Here is a 16907-nt window from a genome sequence, read left to right as displayed (position 1 = left end):
GAATGCTGAGCGAGAACCCAGAAAAGCGCTTTAGGGAAGTGAGCAATTTTACTTATCCCCCTTGGCTAGGTAAGGTAAGCAACGGTGACACCGGCACCTCCCTCTTGTGCGGTAGCTAACTCATATCGGCTGACTTGAGGGTGCTGCTGCAAGAATTCATGGACGCCTTGACGCAGCTTGCCAGTTCCCTTGCCGTGGATAATCCACAGGGCACCGCTCTTGGTTGCGGCGGTGGCGATGGCACGTTCTAATTCTATTTCTGCATCGCCAACTCGGCTACCTCTTATATCAACTGTATTTTGTGATGTCCGGACAGTCGGTGCCGGCAGGGGTGCGGGTGCGGGTGCGGGTGCCGGCTTTTGTTTCACCGGCACATCGGCTTTTTGGCCATCGAGCGATTCAATGTCTGTCAGAGACACTGTCATCTTCATCAACCCAAACCGGACGCTCAATTCCCCATCTTCATCAGGCCCGCTCAGCACTTCAGCCGTTTGGCCCAAGCGAGGAATCCGGACGCGATCACCCACTTGAGGCCGAAATCCGGGTTTCGGTTTGGCCGGCGGTGCTTTACGCGACGGCAGGCGTACCTCGGCGATTTCCTTTAGGTTTTCTGTGGCTTGCTGGGCGTCTTGAGCGGTGGCCGGCCCTTGCTGCAACCGGCGAATCACTCGCGCAATTTCCGATTTTGCCGTATTAATTTCATCTTGAACGGCTTTTTCTTGGGAAAGCTTTAATTGCTGCTCTCGTTCTTGCAATTGCGCTGCTTTTTGCGAGAGTTCCCGATGCAGGCGCTCAGCTTGTTTGACCAACTCTGCTGCCTCTTGAGCACGGGTTTCTTGGCTGCGGCGCTGCGCCTCCAAGCCGGCAATCACTTGGTTGATTTCTTCAGCCGATCCCATGCCTACGCGATCAGACGCTCGATCCGCAATTTCTGACTTTAATCCCAACCGGCGGGCAATTGTCAAGGCATTGGAACGTCCGGGAATTCCCCACAGCAGCCGATAGGTGGGCGAGAGGCTAACATCATCAAACTCCACCGAGGCGTTTTCAAATCGCTCGTCTTGATATTTCAGCGCCTTGAGTTCGCCAAAGTGGGTGGTAGCAATGGTTAAACCGGCAGTTTCAGCCAGGTATTGCAACAGGGCAATCGCTAGGGCGCTGCCTTCTGTGGGATCGGTGCCGGCACCCACCTCATCTAGCAGTACCAATGTTTCCTCGCTCAGTGCTTCCAGAATGCGACTAATGCGGCGAATATGGCCTGAGAAGGTAGACAAACTTTGCTCTAAAGATTGTTCATCTCCAATATCGGCTAAAACTTGGTCGAACCAGGGCAGTTCCACCGGCTCACGGGCAGGGATAAATAAGCCGGCTTTGGCCATCAGCGCGGCTAATCCTAATGTTTTGAGCGTAACCGTTTTGCCGCCGGTATTCGGGCCGGTGATCGCCACCACCCGAATCTTGGGCTGGATATGCAAGTCGATAGGCACCACCGGCGCACCTTGTTCGTGTTGCTGCTGCCAGACTAACAGGGGATGGCGCAACTGCCGCAGGGTAATAATTTCTGCTTTGCCGTCTTCTTCTGTCCTGCTGATGAATCGCGGGGGATTCGCTTCTAACCACAAACTATAACGAGCGCGGGCGGTGGCTAAGTCTAAGGTTGTGGCAATTGCCAACAAGCGTTCTAAGTCAGGTTTAACCGCTGCAACTTGCTCGCTGAGAACGCGGCGTATGGCCTCTTCTTCGGCTTGTTCTTGCCGCACCAACTGCCGCATCTGGTTGTTTAAATCAACGATGGCATGAGGTTCAATGTAGAGGGTTGCCCCGCTCATGGAAACATCATGAACGATGCCGCGAATCGCGTCTTTTTGAGGGGCTTTAACGGGGATGACAAAGCGATCTCCCCGCTGGGCGATGATTTGTTCTTGAACTGCGCCGGCTTGCCGCTGTAATATGCTTTGTAATACTTGATAAATCCGATCTCTGACTTGCCGCATTTTTGCCCGAATTTCACCGAGTTTCGGGCTGGCTCGGTCGGCTACCTTACCCCGTTCGTCGATGCAACGATGAATTTCTTGCTCGATTTCTGGATAAGTTCGCAAATCGGCAACCAGTGCGTTCAACACCGGCACGTCTGGTTGGTTGTCGATGATGCGCCGCAAACGTCTGACGCCGGCTAAGGTGGTGGCAATCTCTAACAGTTCTTCTCCAAAGAGAACGCCTTGCCGCTCTGAACGCTCTAGCGCTTCTCCAATATCATAAATCCCTTCAAAAGTCAAGCCTGAAGTTAGGCGACTTTCCAATTGATAAACTTCGCGGGTTTGCGTGAGCAGTTGTTGCGTCTCATCCAGAGTATCCGGGATTGGGATTTGCTGTGCGGCAATCGCACCTAGTTTTGTGGCCGCAAAGGTGGCCAAATGCTGGCACAAGCGCGGCCATTCTAAAAGTTCTAGAGTCTCAGATTGAATCAAAGCTGGAAAGCCGGATCTGCGGGATAAGGTATCTATTGAGTCATTTTAAGCGCTAGATTTGATATTCGTAAGGCTCCAATGGGTGTAAAAGCCGGAATTTCTTCTACTGAACAGATGCCGGTGCAAAGGGTCAAACTCTCATGAATGTGGCAACACAAGACACTGTGTGGGAATATCCCGCTTCCGCAAATATCCATGTCGCGGCATAGCATTCGGCGCAATCAGTTATCACTCAAACTAAAGATTGATTACCTGAATACTATGCCTGTGCAAAAACGGGAGACTCTTCAGTGCGTTTCTGCATAGAGATTTAGCGCAACGGGTTCTGCTGTTTCATTTAGCGCTGAACACTGTTACTGGCGACAGGTGCCGGTTCATAGAGGTACTCAAACCAATTGCCATCGAGATCGCGTCCATAGAATGAGGCTGTGCCATCCCGGTGATCGTGAATAGGGCGCACATCAACCCCTGCTGCCTTCATTTGTTCGTAGGCAACTTCTATCTCGCTGCGTTCATTAAAGATAAATCCAAAATGCTGTCCTGCGTGCTTGTAGCTTGGCCCTAACAATGCTAAACCATCTTCGCCGGCTTTAAGGTAAGCCCAGTCTGCATCCTTCCAAACGACATCCATGCCTAAGTTTTGGTAAAACTCAGCGGCTTTGTTAATGTCCTGAACACAGATCGCAACGTGGCCTATTCGTTTCAATTTCATAACTTTTTATTGCTTTTCTACCGACTCTATTTTATGACGGCTATTTTAGATTCGGTATTGAATCTGGATTTTTCTCAAATCTAGCAAAGATAGCGTGCTACTTTTACCGGCTTTAAAACCTGGAGTTTGGAATTGAGGCGCACGCACCCATCTAAAATCTCACCCTTAGAATTGAGCTAGCTCCTCATCACCCATTAGGCATTTATGCTCTTTAACTTGGCCAACCTTCCCTACTGGATGTTCTTATCTTTAGGAATTGTCTTATTTCTATTAGTCATTGCCGGCGGTGGCGGTGACGAATATTTAGGCATAGATGCTGATGCCAATGCCGATTTTATGGGCGTGTGTCAAGCAACACTGCTATTATTCTTAGCCATCAATTTGAGTTTATGGGGCGCTGTGGGGTGGATGTTCAATATTTTAGTCCGCAGCATTTCTGAGGGCATTCCCGTCAACTTTTTTTGGCTTAGAAGGCGTTGTATTTATAGGATTAATTATCTACCCGCTGTTTATCGCTAAGTAATACTTTGCTAGAAGAAGATTAATTAAAATAATTAATTGGCCACGTCTTCCAGATGGTGAGCAGTAAAACGAATGGTTCTTCAATCTTCTATCCGACTCAGCCGGCAATAGTGGAGTCAAATGTTTCTACGGCTACTTATAGCAAGCGCCAAGGCAGTTAGAACGCTAGGTGTAGGAGATGCTCCATCGCATCACCTAGACACTCAAACTGGTCGAGTTGCGTGGCGTAACGACTTTTGAGCCAAGACCAGCATCGCTCAATCCGATTGAAGTCGGGTGAATAAGCAGGTAAGTAAAGCAACCGACAGCAGGTCACGATAACATTTTGAGTCTACATCCTACTAACTACACTGGCCGTTGTTATAAATGGGGTTTCTGTAACAAAAATTTAGGAAATTACTATTAGCGTTCTAGCGATTTTGCGAGCAAGCGCATGGGTTATGACCTCCAATGCGGACTCAAATTCTATAAAAATTATCTCTGGGTATAAATATTAATTTAACTTAACTTCATTTTCCCTACTTAAACTTTATAATTTCCTGCTAAGACGACACTACGGAGTTTTGATAAATTAGAGGGAACCTAAAGGTCGCATCGCCAAAGCTTAGTTCGTTGCCAAAGTTCTACGTGCTAGGTTAGCGACTGAGAAGAAAAACTAAATCAATATCAGCAAGCATTACACAACCGAAAAAAGCCATGACATCAATTCAAGACACAGCAGAAGGAAAAAGATTAGCAGAAGACCGGGAGAAGAAAGAAGATTGGAAGCGGTAGGGTTCGTATTTGAGCGATCGCCAGTGGGGAACGGTGCGGGAAGATTACAGCGATAATGATAATGCTTGGGGCTATTTTTCCCACGATCAATCTCGTTCTCGCGCCTATAGAGCAGTCAGATGGTACTAGCTGGATGGCGATGTTCTGTCTGAATATGCTAAAAATTGCAACGGAACTAGCCAAAAAAGATAAGGATTTGGCGAGAATTTATGAATAACTCCGCCAAAAATATGAAGGTATAGTTAAAGAGCAAAAAGATGAAGAGTTGATCTCAACTTATCGAACCCTGGTAACCAAATCGGCGAGAACCAACTACGAAGATATGGCATCCAAATATTTTCAGCCTTTCCTGTTGATAGCAGATGCGATGAATAAAGTTGGAGATAACAATGTCGATATATGGGACGACCATGACAAATTTTACTACGACATCTTGAACGCTCCTCCGGGTAAGGTAGCCGGTGCGAACAGTTTGGGTGTACTATCAATGAAAGTGCGATTCGCTTTGATTCTTTTCTATGAAAATTTTCATGGAGATAAGGGTGCTGGAGTTGGTGCTAGCCATCAAACTGGCTGGACTGGGGTAGTGGCCAATCTAATTCAGGATTGGGGGGAATACTCTGCACAAAATAAGGTGCCAAAACCTTAAATAAGCTGGATAACGAGTTGCGACGGGGTTGTTACCTCGTCAAGCCAAATTCATCTCAAAAGCTAGGATTGAAAACATGAAATTAAAGGGAATTCACCATATAGCTATTATTTGTTCTGACTATGAAAACTCTAAAAATTTTTACACAAAGATACTAAAATTCTCAATAATTAATGAAACATTTAGAGAGCAACGAAATTCTTACAAGTTAGATTTAAAAGTGGGAGACAATGCTCAAATAGAACTTTTTTCTTTTCCTAGTCCTCCTTCAAGAATCAATAGTCCTGAAGCTTGTGGGCTACGACATCTAGCCTTTGAAGTAGAAAATGTAACAGAATATGTTGCTTATTTAGATTCAAAAGGAATCAGGGTTGAACCAGTGAGAATTGACGAATTAACAGGGAAACGTTTTACTTTTTTCAAAGATCCAGACGACTTACCACTTGAGATATATGAACAGTAATATAGCAATTCTCGGACTCATAAGGTATAATTTTATTCAAGTCTATCAATTATAAAAATCAGTAACGAAACCTTATCCCATTGAGTGCCGGCAAAAAATTATTGAAGTCCATGAAAAAGGAAATATCTCGATTAGGAAGCTCGCTCAACGTTTTGTGTGGCTCCAAGCAATATTTCAAAAATTACTCAAGCAGTATAAAGAAACCGGAAATATTCATCCTCGCCCTCAATTCGGAAGCCCTGAACCTAAAATCAAGGGAGAGCAATTAATTGATTTAATAGAAATTATCGAAACCCATAATGATGCAACCCTTGCAGAACTTTGTGACTTGCTAGAAGAAAAAGTTCAAGTTAGAGTCAGTAGAGCCACGATGGGAAGGCTGACGCAAAAATTAAACTATACCGTGAAAAAAAAACTCTTTACGCTGCGGAAAAATCAAGTGAAAAAGTTCAAAAACAGCGAATGGAATTTTGGTCAGTCATCAGAAATATCCGAGTATACTACCTGGTTTTTCTGGACGAATTAGGAGTCAACCTGGTAATGGTTAGGCTGTATGCTAGAGCTTTAAAAGGAAAAAGAGCCAGAGGGGAAAAGGCACAAAAAAGAGGCAAAAATATTTCTTTAATTTCTGCCATATCATTTAAAAAAGTGCTGGCTTCAGAAAATATTTATGGGGCAATAGATGGCGCGACGTTTGAAGCTTTTATTCTGATAAAGTTAGTTCCTAACCTCTGGAAAAATGCCTGTGTTGTCATGGATAATGCAAAAATTTATTAGGGGGAAATGGTCAGAGAAATTATTGAAGGAGCGGGAGCAATCCTGATTTATTTACCTCCTTACTCACCAGAGTTTTCCCGCATAGAAAATTTTTGATCAAAAATTAAAGCCCTCTTGAGAAAGACAGCAGCAAGAACTTACAAAGATTTAATCGATGCCATCGTTAATGCAATGCTCAGGGTGACTAAAAAAGATATTTATAACGGGTTTACTCATTGTTGCTATTGTCTCTCATGACTACAAAAAACGCTATAATATGCAGAAGTCAGTAAATTTTCTAGGCGGAATAGATGAAATTGCATTCGAGATTTTTATAATCACAAAGCTTGGTAAAAAAAACTCTTAAGATCGGCTTCTGTATAAACGGAAATTTATAGTATTCATAAGAGTAAATAATGAAGCAAGGCATTCATATTTCGGGATAAATAAAATTAATATTTTTACCCCCGTCTTCTCCAGATTTTCTGCCTCGAAAGAATGTCTGGTCAAAGGTTAAAGGTATTCTCCGTTGTCAGGGTACGAGAACATATATAGCAACGGCCAGTGCAGTTAGGGCTAACCACTAAAGATGTTATGGTGACCTGCTATCGTCTGCTGTGCTATAACGAAGAACATGGTCAGAAAAAAATAGACTATGCCGAATTGGGCATTTTGTAATAGGTGATTTATGCTCTGAACGCCGTCACAGCCTCAGAGACGAACCGTTTGAGGTGCATCACCTTATTGAGGGGAACTATGTGCGTTGCGTTGGTAAGCCGGTGTGGATGCCTGAAATTGGTTTAGGCATTGGGCGGGAACGAGGTACTTTTTGGGGATGGCAGCGGGAATAGCTGTACTGGTATGACGCTGACGGGAGACGGTTTCTTTTCCCTGATGAGTTAACACAGCAGGCGGCTCAAGTGCAAGGGCAGGCAGAACAACGGACTGAGCAATTAGCAGCGCAATTGAGGGCGTTGGGGATTGAGCCGGCTGAAGGTTAAAAAAACCTTAACTCACCCAAAACCAATCCCCCTACTAATTTGATACCCTTACTTAAATAGTCTTGGGAACGAGTAACGAGCGTGGATATTCAAATTGGAAGGGGCAAGGCAGCTCGCAGAGCTTATGGAATTGACGAAATTGCGCTAGTACCGGGACAGCGAACTCTCGATCCGAGTTTAGCCGATACTCGCTGGCGCATTGGCGGCATTGAACGAGAAATTCCCATTATTGCTAGCGCAATGGATGGGGTTGTCGATGTCCGCATGGCAGTGCGACTGTCTGAACTTGGGGCACTGGGTGTACTTAACTTAGAAGGCATTCAAACGCGCTATGCTGACCCAGAGCCGATTTTAGATCGCATTGCCTCTGTGGGCAAAGATGAGTTTGTGACCTTGATGCAGGAACTTTACGCCGAACCCATCAAGCCAGAACTCATCGAACAGCGAATTCAGGAAATTAAGCGCCAAGGCGGAATTGCGGCGGTTAGCGCTACACCGGCAGGGGCAACCAAATACGGTTCAGTCGTTGCTAAAGCCGGCGCGGATTTATTCTTTGTACAGGCAACCGTTGTTTCAACCGCTTACCTGGCTCCAGAGTCAATTACACCCCTCGATTTAGCCCAATTCTGCCGGGAAATGCCCATTCCCGTGATTTTAGGCAATTGCGTCACCTACGAAGTGACCCTGAACTTAATGAAGGCAGGGGCAGCCGGCATCCTAGTGGGAATTGGCCCTGGTGCGGCTTGCACGTCTCGCGGTGTTCTCGGTGTGGGGATTCCTCAAGCAACGGCTGTTGCTGACTGCGCTGCCGCCCGTGACGATTACTATCAAGAAACCGGCAATTATGTGCCGGTGATTGCGGATGGCGGCTTAATCACCGGCGGCGACATCTGCAAATGTATTGCTTGCGGAGCCGACGGTGTTATGATCGGTTCACCTTTTGCCAGGGCGAAAGAAGCACCAGGCCGGGGCTATCACTGGGGCATGGCAACGCCGAGTCCTGTTTTGCCCCGAGGCACGCGCATTCGGGTTGGCACCACCGGCACCCTTGAGCAAATCTTACGCGGGCCGGCACAGCTTGACGATGGCACCCACAACCTTTTAGGCGCACTGCAAACCAGCATGGGCACCTTGGGAGCCAAAGACATCAAGGAGATGCAGCAAGTTGAGGTCGTCATTGCTCCCTCACTGCTAACTGAAGGCAAAGTTTACCAGAAAGCGCAACAACTGGGCATGGGTAAGTAGAATTACCGGCCTAGCTAAAACTTTAAATTTTTCTACAGTTCTAAAGGCATCAATCGAATCAGTCGCTTACAATATAAGAGAAGCGGAGACGCATGTTTCCGTTCACTCCTCACACCACACTCCGCCCGGACTATGTTCGGGCGGTTCCTTTTTAATTAGACATTCTCATGTCCCAATACCGCAGTTGTAGCACCCTAAGAATGGTAGAATGACAATCTTAAAGACAATGTAGAGAGGGATTGTCAGGCATGTCAGCAGCCGCACAAGTTACAGACGCCACGTTTAAACAAGAAGTGCTTGAGAGCGAAGTTCCCGTATTAGTCGATTTTTGGGCACCCTGGTGCGGACCTTGTCGGATGGTCGCTCCTGTCGTCGATGAAATCGCTCAACAGTACGACGGGCAGATAAAGGTCGTCAAAGTCAACACAGACGAGAACCCCAATGTAGCCAGCCAATATGGAATCCGCAGCATTCCCACGCTGATGATTTTTAAGGGTGGTCAGCGGGTTGATATGGTAGTTGGTGCAGTTCCCAAGACCACACTGGCAAACACGCTAGAAAAGTATCTCTAAGCGCCGTCTGCCACAATTCAACAAGCCGCAACGCTGTTAGGGAATCTTCACTGGCCGATTAGGTGGCTAAGCCTTTTGGGCGTTACTGATTTCGGTCAGAAATAAAGGGCTTTTACGATCTAAAACATTACAAATCAACCCGTTCTGGTTTACGCTGGGGCGGGTTTGTTTTTTTCAAGTTGTCAACGCCCCCACAAAATAGGGAGGCTGCCGGCAAATTGCTCATATCTGGGGAGACTGGTGCGCTAAAAGTGCTGAAAATAAGGCGATCCCAGCCCGAGTCTGGGTAGAATAAAGGTACTGCCAGGACACAAGCATTCATGTCTCCTTCTTTGAACTCAACAGAATCCCTCTATAACGACCTATTAGAATTATTTGCCGAGCTGCCTAACGCGAAGTATCAGAAATTTATTGAGCGCACGCTGGCTTCTCTGGTGCGAATTGCCGGCGATGAAATAGAGCGGCTCGATTGGAAGATTTTGACGGCTTGTTTGGAAGATATGGAGCGTGCGTTCCGGGTGTTTTATCCTTACCGGCACGTTCGCAAAATTACCATTTTTGGTTCGGCTCGAATAACAGAAGATAGCCCCGAATACAAAATGGCGGCCCAGTTCGCTCACAGTGTCACCCAGCAAGGATTTATGGTGATTACAGGGGCCGGCGGTGGGATCATGCAAGCCGGCAATGAAGGTGCCGGTGCCGCTCAATCCTTTGGTTTGAATATCCAGCTACCCTTCGAGCAAGGGGCCAATCCCTTCATTGCCGGTGATCGCAAGCTGATTAACTTTAAATATTTCTTCACCCGCAAGTTATTCTTCCTGCGTGAAAGTGACGCTCTCGCCCTCTTTCCCGGCGGATTTGGCACCCAAGATGAGGCATTTGAGTGCTTAACCTTAAGCCAGACAGGCCGGCTTGGCCCGGTTCCCTTGGTGTTAATTGATCGAGCCGGCGGCGATTATTGGCACGACTGGAACGCATACATTCATAAGCATTTAGTCGGAAGAGGATTGGTTAGCCCCGCCGATCCCAGCCTTTACACAATTACCGATAACTTGGATGTTGCCTGTGAAGTCATCCGCAGCTTCTATCGTGTTTATCACTCCAGCCGCTACGTCAACGATAAATTTGTCATGCGTCTGAAGTCTGAACTTTCAGAAGCGGATGTTGAACAGTTAAATACTGATTTCAGCGACATTTTAGTGAAAGGACGCATTGAGAAAAGTCAAGCTTTCCCCGAAGAAGCCGCTGATGATACATCAGAGCTACCCCGCCTAGTTTTTTACTTCAACCAGCGAGATTTAGGGCGCTTGTATCAACTGATCGCCACGATTAACCAAATCGGTGCCACCACGCCGGCAGCTGCTCATCCAGAGCAAAAGTAGCGATTCGGGATTAATCGTTAACCACAACCTGATCGCGTCCCCCTTCCTTGGCTTGATACAAGGCTTCATCGGCTGCGGCAATTAACTGTGCCGGTGTTGTGTTGTGAGCCGATGCGCTGGCAACCCCCAAACTCAAAGTCACCACAGATGCCGCCGCTGATTTAGCGTGGGGAATTTGCAAAGAGCGCACGCTGGTGCGAATCGCCTCAGCAACTCGAACTGCACCGGCAGCGTCCGTATCCGGCAAAATCACCGCAAATTCCTCACCGCCGTACCGAGCAGCCAAATCTGCCGGTCGCTGGAGCGCATTACGAATTGCCCCAGCAACCTGCTGCAAACAAGCATCACCGGCTTGATGGCCATAAGTATCGTTGTAGGGCTTGAAACAGTCGATATCGCACATAATCAGGGAGATGGGAGCGGTTCCTTGCGCCAGACGCCGCACCTCTTGCTTAAGATAGCTATCAAACTGGCGACGGTTGGCAAGCAGCGTCAGGCCATCTGAAGACGCAAGACGCTCTAACTCCTGGTTAGCCGCCTGTAGTTGTTGGTAAAGCTGCGCCTGCTGAATCGCGATCGCCACCTGTTCTGTGAGTTGCATCAGTAACTCACCCTCCCAAGTTTGCCATTGCCTAGGGCCACTACACTGGTGGGCAATCAGCAATCCCCACAACTGATTTCGAGTTGGGGATGGGGGATTTTGCAGGGCTTGTTCGCTTAGCAAAATCGGAACGACTAAATTTGCTTGAACCTGAAACTGAGCCAGTAAGTTGACATGACACTGACTCATATTGGCTGTATAGATATTGTCAGTGGCGCGGATGCGACCTTGTTTGTAAAGCTTTGCATAAGTCGGCGCAAAACAGGGGTCGTGAATATTGGTGGCTAGAATTGCCGGCCAACCCCCTGTCACCGACTCCACCGCAACCACTCCATCAAAATTCGATTCAAAGCGGAAAATGATCACGCGATCTGCCTGTAGCAGTTGTCGCACTTCTGCCACTGTGGTGTTAAGCGTTTCTTCTAAATCCAACGATTGACGAACCCGCTGGGCCATCGCACCGAGCAGCCGTTCTCTCTCTGCTTGCTGCCGCAGTGCAATCTCTGAATGCTTGCGTTCGGTAATATCGTGGCCTTCAGAAATCAGCAAGACGACTTCACCGGCTTCATTGAACACCGGCTTAATGGAAAAGTCTATGATTGCGACTTTATCCCCCGCCCCAAGCATTTCCACCTCGTAGCGAACAACCTGGCCGGCAGCGGCTTGGGAAATCGCCTCTTTCAAGCGTTTCTGAGTGCGATTGAGGTCGCCATCGCCCCCTCTGGCCCTCTCTAGGGCTTCCTCGGTGGGCGGATGATCCCTCACCCACCACCGGCATTCCCAAAACGGGCGAGCGATCACATCGGCGCTGGTGAGTCCGCCAAAATTAAGTGCCGTCTGGTTCGCTTCCAGCAGCGTGCCCTCTGGGTTCATCAGTCCGATAAATTGAAACGAGGAGTTGAAAATTGCACGAAAACGTCTTTCACTTTCCAGCAAGCTGGTTTGTATTCGCTGAGGTTCTGTGATATCTCGAAAGCTCCACACTCTGCCAATAATTTTTTCACCGGCACGTTGGGGAAGTGAGTAGCGCTCAAAAATCCGACCGTCTTTTAACTCTAAAATGTCGTAAAGTTCGGCATCTACCTGGTTGGGCAGTTCCCTAATTCTTCGCAAGAAAGCTTCGGGATCTCGCAACTGCTCGATCGCCAAGGCGAGCAGGCGAGTTTTATTTTGCGAGGCCATGAATTCATCAGGAATGCCCCACATCTGTAAAAATTTACGATTAAAGCTAATAATTTCTCCTGCTATGTTAATGGCAACGATGCCGTCGGCAGTTGATTCTAGCGTGGCATGAAGCAGAGAAAGCGAGCGCTCAAGTTCCGCTTCTGCCTGTTTGCGTTCGCTTAAGTCTCGCATCGCGATCACCCGAACTAAGCGGCCTTGATAAGTGATTGCTTTTCCCCGAACTTCTACGGGAAACGCGCTTCCATTTTTTTTGATACAAACACTTTCATAAGTTTTTTCTGTGCCTGACGCAATGATTTCTTTTACGAGCGGATGTAATGCCGGGGCAACAAATTCCATCACATTCATTCCGATGGCTTCGGATGATTCGTAGCCTAATAAATTGGTTAAATTTTTATTAACATCTACAATCTTTTCTTTCTCAATGATCACAATTGCTTCAAAAGATGCTTCATAAAACCGCCGTAGCTGTTCCTCACTTTCCCTCAAGGCAGCCTCGGTTTTCTTGCGTTGCGTAATATCTAAAATATATCCTTCATAGTAAGTAATTTTTCCCGTTTCATTTCGCACAACTACGGTGAAGTCATACACCCACCGGCTTTCCCCATTGCCTTGAACAATGCGGTAATCCTGTTCAAAGGAAGTAGCCCCAGCTTCGCTATAAGCTTTAACTTCTGCTAATACTCTTTCTAAGTCGTCTGGATGAACAATACTGGCATAAAACAATTGACCGTTGCTGCATTGACTGGCTTCATAGCCAAATTGAGCAATATTCGGTGAGACATATTCAATTGGCCAATTTTCTGTTGCTAGCCAGCGAAATACAGTAACTGGCCCTCCAATAAATAAATTTCGCTCTCGCTTGAGCGCCTCCTCTGCTAAGATACGGCAGGCAATTTCCTCTTGCAATTGTTCATTCGCCCGTCTTAGTTCGGCGGTGTGTTCGTCTACTTTCTCTTGCAGGTGATCACGATATTGCCTCAATTCTTCCTCGGCTTGTATTAATTCAGTAATCTCAACCGCAAAAACAATGACTCCAACGATATTGCCGGCACTGTCACGGTAGGGAATTTTATCAGTGCGAATCCAAAGTTTTTCCCCGGTGAGGGTTTGCAGTGGTTCGATAATTCCCCTTTTAGGACAGCCAGAATTGATCACTTCCAAGTCGTCTTGGTAATAGCGATCTGCTTCGTTGGGCGAAATTTCATAAATTGATGCGCTTGCTATCGCTTCTACCGGCACCCCTGTTGCAACCGAGGCAGTTTTGTTAATCCGTAAGAGCCGGTTGTGGGTGTCTTTATACCAAATCAGCGCCGGCACAGAATCAAAGATAATTTGCTGTTCTTGTTGCTGGTTTCGCAGCATCGCCTCTGTCTGGCTTCTCTTGATAATTTCTTCCTGCAATTGTTCGTTGAGCTGAGTGAGTTCGGCGGTACGTTTTTCAACCGCTTCCTCAAGTTGCTCGTAATATTGGCTTAACAGAATCTGTTCGCGTTCTCTGCGTTGCATCTCTGCTTGCGATCTGCTATCAGCTTCTAACGCTAGGGCGATGAAATCGGCGCTTGTAATGGCGAAAGACTCTTCATCTGGCATCCACTGGCGCTCGTATTCTTTGCCAGAATCTTCAGAAGTGGTATGTTCGTAACAAATAATGCCTACTATCTGGCCGTGCAGCCGAATGGGTACGTGTAAAAAAGCTGTAATGCCTAGCTTTAAAAAATAAGAATCTGACTGTTCTTTTGTTCTCGAATCGCTACAGGTGTGATTTATTACTATCGTTGTTTGTTTTTCCAGCACTTGAAAATAAGTGGGACAATTGGCGGCTTCTAACACCCAGCCTTGAGAATGATGCTTGTCTGGCGCTTCGTAAAGATCGAGGCAGACAATTTTTGAGTTATTAGCTTTATACAGCCAAACGCTAACGCGCTTAACCTCAAGCGTGTCAGCGACAGTTTTTGTAATTTCTCTCACAACAGCTTCAAGATCGCCCCGGTTGAGGATCTGGCTTTTTGCCAATTCTGTGAGGGTGCGCGTTTGCCGGCATCGGCGTTTTTCGCATTCGCGCTGCTGTTGTTCTGCCTGCTTGGCTTGGGTGATGTCTTCGCAAACCAAAAGAATGACGGAGGAAGGTTGAGGGTTGAAGTAATCGTCTCCTCCTTTTCCAGCCTCACCTGAAACCGGCACTATACGGGCGCTGGCTTTTACCCAGAGAATTTGACCATTCGCACAGACAAGCCGGCTTTCCCAACTTACAACTTGATCGAGCTGTTGCCAATAAGCAGTATTGAGCGCTTCTAATTGTTGCCGGTCTTCAGGATGAAGAATCTGGGCCATTGATTTTAAAATTAACTGGCCGGCAGGATATCCAAGACGTGCTGCCCCAAATTGATTAACATCAATAACAACACCCGCTGCGTCGAGCGTGAAGCAGATAGTCGGAAGAAATTCGTATAAAGTTTGATCCCATCCCAGGTCAGCTTTCCTTTCACGCACAGCGACTTCAAGCTTGTAATGGTTTGCATTAAAATCAGAAGAGTGGAACTGTTTAATAGCCGCTTTTGCTTCCTCGTATAAAAGCATTGCTTTCACGGGCATAGCCGGCTTTGTTTAGGGCTTAAACCCCAGTTAAAACATTAATTCAGTCTTAACACTTTAAATAATATTATGGGAATCTTATGCTTTTTAGGCACAAGTCTTCGTTCAAAATGCTTTACCTTTTGTTACTAACTCCACTATCCAAATGGTTTTATTCTCTGAGCATATAGTAAAAAGTTGCTGATTGGGTAACTGCCGGCACCCTACACTTCTTTGGTTATCTAATATCACAATTAAACAATTATTGCAATAAGATTTTACACTTAATCTACCTTGCTAAAACTGAGCTTTTAATTCTGCTTTGAATTTAAAACCCTACAAATGTCTTTCTCTCCCCGGAGCTGGGGGGATCTATAGAGCAGCAAAAGAAACTGTTATACGTTGTCAACATTATGGACTAGCAGACATTCTCAAGTCCGATTTTGGCTTCACCGTTCCTTCGCTAGACACAACACCTTATCGTAATACATTTTAAATTTTAGATTTTTAATTTATCAACTAAATAAAGGTAGCTTTTTTAAAACTTTAAGATGTGGCTTTGAATTCCAGCAAAACTTTAACGGCTGCCGGCGTTGCAATATTGTAGAATGGTTGCTGAAATACCAGGAGTGAAGGGGATGCCGGCAAAGTTTTTGTTGAGATTTACGAGCGGATGACTCATGCTTTCCGAAGAATGAATGAGCCATCATTGTTTGTGCAGGAAATAAAATTGAATCAAAAAAGAACAAAATCCTATATTTTTTTAATCAAGATCTTGTTTAATAACACCGGAGCAATTTCAGTCAGCGGCAAAATATACTGAGCGGAACCGAGGGCAATCGCTTCTTTCGGCATCCCAAAAACGATGCAACTCTTCTCATCTTGAGCGATGGTGAGACCGCCGGCTTTGCTGATACTAAGCATTCCATCTGCACCGTCTCGGCCCATCCCTGTTAAGAGGACACTCGCAGCCGACTTGCCGTAAAAATTAGCCACCGAGTTAAACGTAACGGTTACAGAGGGGCGATGCCCAGAGACGGGTGGCGCAGACGAACAGTGAAACCGGCCTTTGTTATCCAATTCTAAATGGTGCTGCTCTGGTGGAAAATAAATCGTGCCGGCAGATGGATACTCACCCGCCGTGGCAATTCTTACGGAAAGAGAACACTCCCCATTTAACCAATCCACCAATCCTTTTAAAAACCCCTCGCTGATGTGTTGCACACAAATCACCGGCACTGGGAAATTTGCCGGCAGTTGAGTGAGAATGGTGTGCAGCGCTTGGGGACCGCCAGTGGATGCCCCGATTGCCAATATTTTTTTGGGTGGTGAGTGCTGACTGCTGAGTGCTGACTGCTGAGGGAGAGAGGGGGGGACAGGTGGGGGTTGTTTGGCGTGGGTTTGTTGTTTTGGAATTTTGCTCTCGCGATCCTTTGTGTCTTTGGCGATCAGCTGCTTTGGCTGAGGGTTAAAAGATACTGGTTCAGCCGTGGTTTTTCTTCGCCGCAGGGTAAAAACAGCCACGCCAGATAGTATCCTAATTTTGCTGATCAATTCTTGGCGGATGGATTCATAATTTGGGCCAAGCGCACCATGCGGTTTGGGAAACACATCCACCGCCCCTGCTTGCAGCAGACGAAAGACTGTGTGGGTATTTTCTGGCTGTACTGAAGAACTAATCACCAAAATTGGGCGCGGGAAGTTTGCCATCACTTCTTGGGTGAATTCCAACCCATCCATTTGAGGCATATGCAAGTCTGTGCAGATCACTTGAGGCTGAAGTTGAGGAATGAGGGCCAAACCCTCCTTGCCGGTGCGAGCCGTTCCCACGACTGTAATATCAGGGGATGAGGCTAGCATCCGTTTGAGAATGGTTAACGCCACAGGTGAATCTTCTACCAGCAAAACACGAATTGTCATTTGTCATTTGTCCTTACCCGCCTGTCAACCGCCATTTCTGGGATGTTTTTTAACAACAACCAACACTCGATATTTCTGGGATG

General features: G+C 46.7%; 13 protein-coding genes and 2 pseudogenes. 8 read left to right on the top strand and 7 right to left on the bottom strand.

All coding sequences use genetic code 11. From position 1 onward, the window contains the following. Positions 1 to 65: 65 nt before the first annotated feature. Both H6F73_RS02195 and H6F73_RS02190 read right to left on the bottom strand, forming a co-directional pair. The gene (locus H6F73_RS02195; protein ID WP_190757187.1) at positions 66 to 2468 is read right to left on the bottom strand and encodes an endonuclease MutS2; all 2403 of its coding nucleotides are present in this window, start codon (positions 2466 to 2468) and stop codon (positions 66 to 68) included. A gap of 337 nt (positions 2469 to 2805) precedes the next feature. Then, positions 2806 to 3180, bottom strand: a complete 375-nt coding sequence (locus H6F73_RS02190) for a VOC family protein (RefSeq protein ID WP_190670630.1) — start codon at positions 3178 to 3180, stop codon at positions 2806 to 2808. Positions 3181 to 3384: 204 nt separating this feature from the next. Here H6F73_RS02190 and H6F73_RS02185 point away from each other — a divergent pair, with 204 nt between their 5' ends. Further along, positions 3385 to 3699: a hypothetical protein gene (locus H6F73_RS02185; protein WP_190757186.1), complete on the top strand. Its 315-nt coding sequence runs from the start codon at positions 3385 to 3387 to the stop codon at positions 3697 to 3699. A gap of 160 nt (positions 3700 to 3859) precedes the next feature. Here H6F73_RS02185 and H6F73_RS02180 read toward each other — a convergent pair. Continuing rightward, a pseudogene (locus H6F73_RS02180) lies at positions 3860 to 4009 on the bottom strand (transposase); the annotation flags it as partial. A gap of 528 nt (positions 4010 to 4537) precedes the next feature. Between H6F73_RS02180 and H6F73_RS02175 the strand changes: the two are divergent. The 4 genes and pseudogenes from H6F73_RS02175 to H6F73_RS02160 all read left to right on the top strand — a co-directional run bounded on the left by H6F73_RS02175 (position 4538) and on the right by H6F73_RS02160 (position 6602). Further along, the gene (locus H6F73_RS02175) at positions 4538 to 4693 is read left to right on the top strand and encodes a hypothetical protein (RefSeq protein WP_190757184.1); all 156 of its coding nucleotides are present in this window, start codon (positions 4538 to 4540) and stop codon (positions 4691 to 4693) included. A 48-nt stretch (positions 4694 to 4741) separates the two neighbouring features. Beyond that, the gene (locus tag H6F73_RS02170; RefSeq protein WP_190757257.1) at positions 4742 to 5125 is read left to right on the top strand and encodes a hypothetical protein; all 384 of its coding nucleotides are present in this window, start codon (positions 4742 to 4744) and stop codon (positions 5123 to 5125) included. Positions 5126 to 5201: 76 nt separating this feature from the next. Beyond that, positions 5202 to 5588, top strand: coding sequence for a VOC family protein (locus tag H6F73_RS02165; protein ID WP_190757183.1), 387 nt, complete (start codon positions 5202 to 5204; stop codon positions 5586 to 5588). Positions 5589 to 5667: 79 nt separating this feature from the next. Next, positions 5668 to 6602: pseudogene (locus H6F73_RS02160) on the top strand (IS630 family transposase). Between the two features lie 483 nt (positions 6603 to 7085). On the opposite strand, the gene H6F73_RS02155 reads toward H6F73_RS02160, so the two are convergent. Then, positions 7086 to 7250 carry a hypothetical protein gene (locus H6F73_RS02155; protein ID WP_190757182.1) on the bottom strand — a complete coding sequence of 55 codons (165 nt, stop codon included), beginning with the start codon at positions 7248 to 7250 and terminating at the stop codon, positions 7086 to 7088. 176 nt (positions 7251 to 7426) lie between these two features. On the opposite strand from H6F73_RS02155, the gene H6F73_RS02150 reads away from it, so the two are divergent. Together H6F73_RS02150 and trxA are read left to right on the top strand one after the other, a co-directional pair. After that, entirely contained in the window at positions 7427 to 8590 is a 1164-nt protein-coding gene (locus tag H6F73_RS02150) for a GuaB3 family IMP dehydrogenase-related protein (protein ID WP_190757181.1), read from the top strand. Positions 8591 to 8838: 248 nt separating this feature from the next. Continuing rightward, entirely contained in the window at positions 8839 to 9162 is a 324-nt protein-coding gene (gene trxA, locus H6F73_RS02145) for a thioredoxin (protein ID WP_190670618.1), read from the top strand. A 127-nt stretch (positions 9163 to 9289) separates the two neighbouring features. Here trxA and H6F73_RS02140 read toward each other — a convergent pair whose 3' ends face one another. After that, positions 9290 to 9484, bottom strand: coding sequence for a hypothetical protein (locus H6F73_RS02140; protein WP_190757180.1), 195 nt, complete (start codon positions 9482 to 9484; stop codon positions 9290 to 9292). Here H6F73_RS02140 and H6F73_RS02135 point away from each other — a divergent pair. Further along, a complete protein-coding gene (locus tag H6F73_RS02135) occupies positions 9483 to 10544 on the top strand; it encodes an LOG family protein (RefSeq protein ID WP_190757179.1) in 1062 nt (353 codons plus the stop codon). The two genes, H6F73_RS02140 and H6F73_RS02135, sit on opposite strands and share 2 nt — an antisense overlap. 10 nt (positions 10545 to 10554) lie before the next feature. On the opposite strand, the gene H6F73_RS02130 is transcribed toward H6F73_RS02135, so the two are convergent. Further along, the gene (locus tag H6F73_RS02130) at positions 10555 to 14925 is read right to left on the bottom strand and encodes a PAS domain S-box protein (protein ID WP_190757178.1); all 4371 of its coding nucleotides are present in this window, start codon (positions 14923 to 14925) and stop codon (positions 10555 to 10557) included. A 732-nt stretch (positions 14926 to 15657) separates the two neighbouring features. Then, positions 15658 to 16824, bottom strand: coding sequence for a chemotaxis-specific protein-glutamate methyltransferase CheB (cheB, locus tag H6F73_RS02125; RefSeq protein ID WP_190757177.1), 1167 nt, complete (start codon positions 16822 to 16824; stop codon positions 15658 to 15660). Positions 16825 to 16907: the final 83 nt, after the last annotated feature.

The sequence above is a fragment of the Microcoleus sp. FACHB-68 genome, from assembly GCF_014695715.1.
Classification (GTDB): domain Bacteria; phylum Cyanobacteriota; class Cyanobacteriia; order Cyanobacteriales; family Oscillatoriaceae; genus FACHB-68.
Note: the sequence above shows the minus strand (reverse complement) of the source record. Positions and strands in the feature narration are given on the sequence as shown.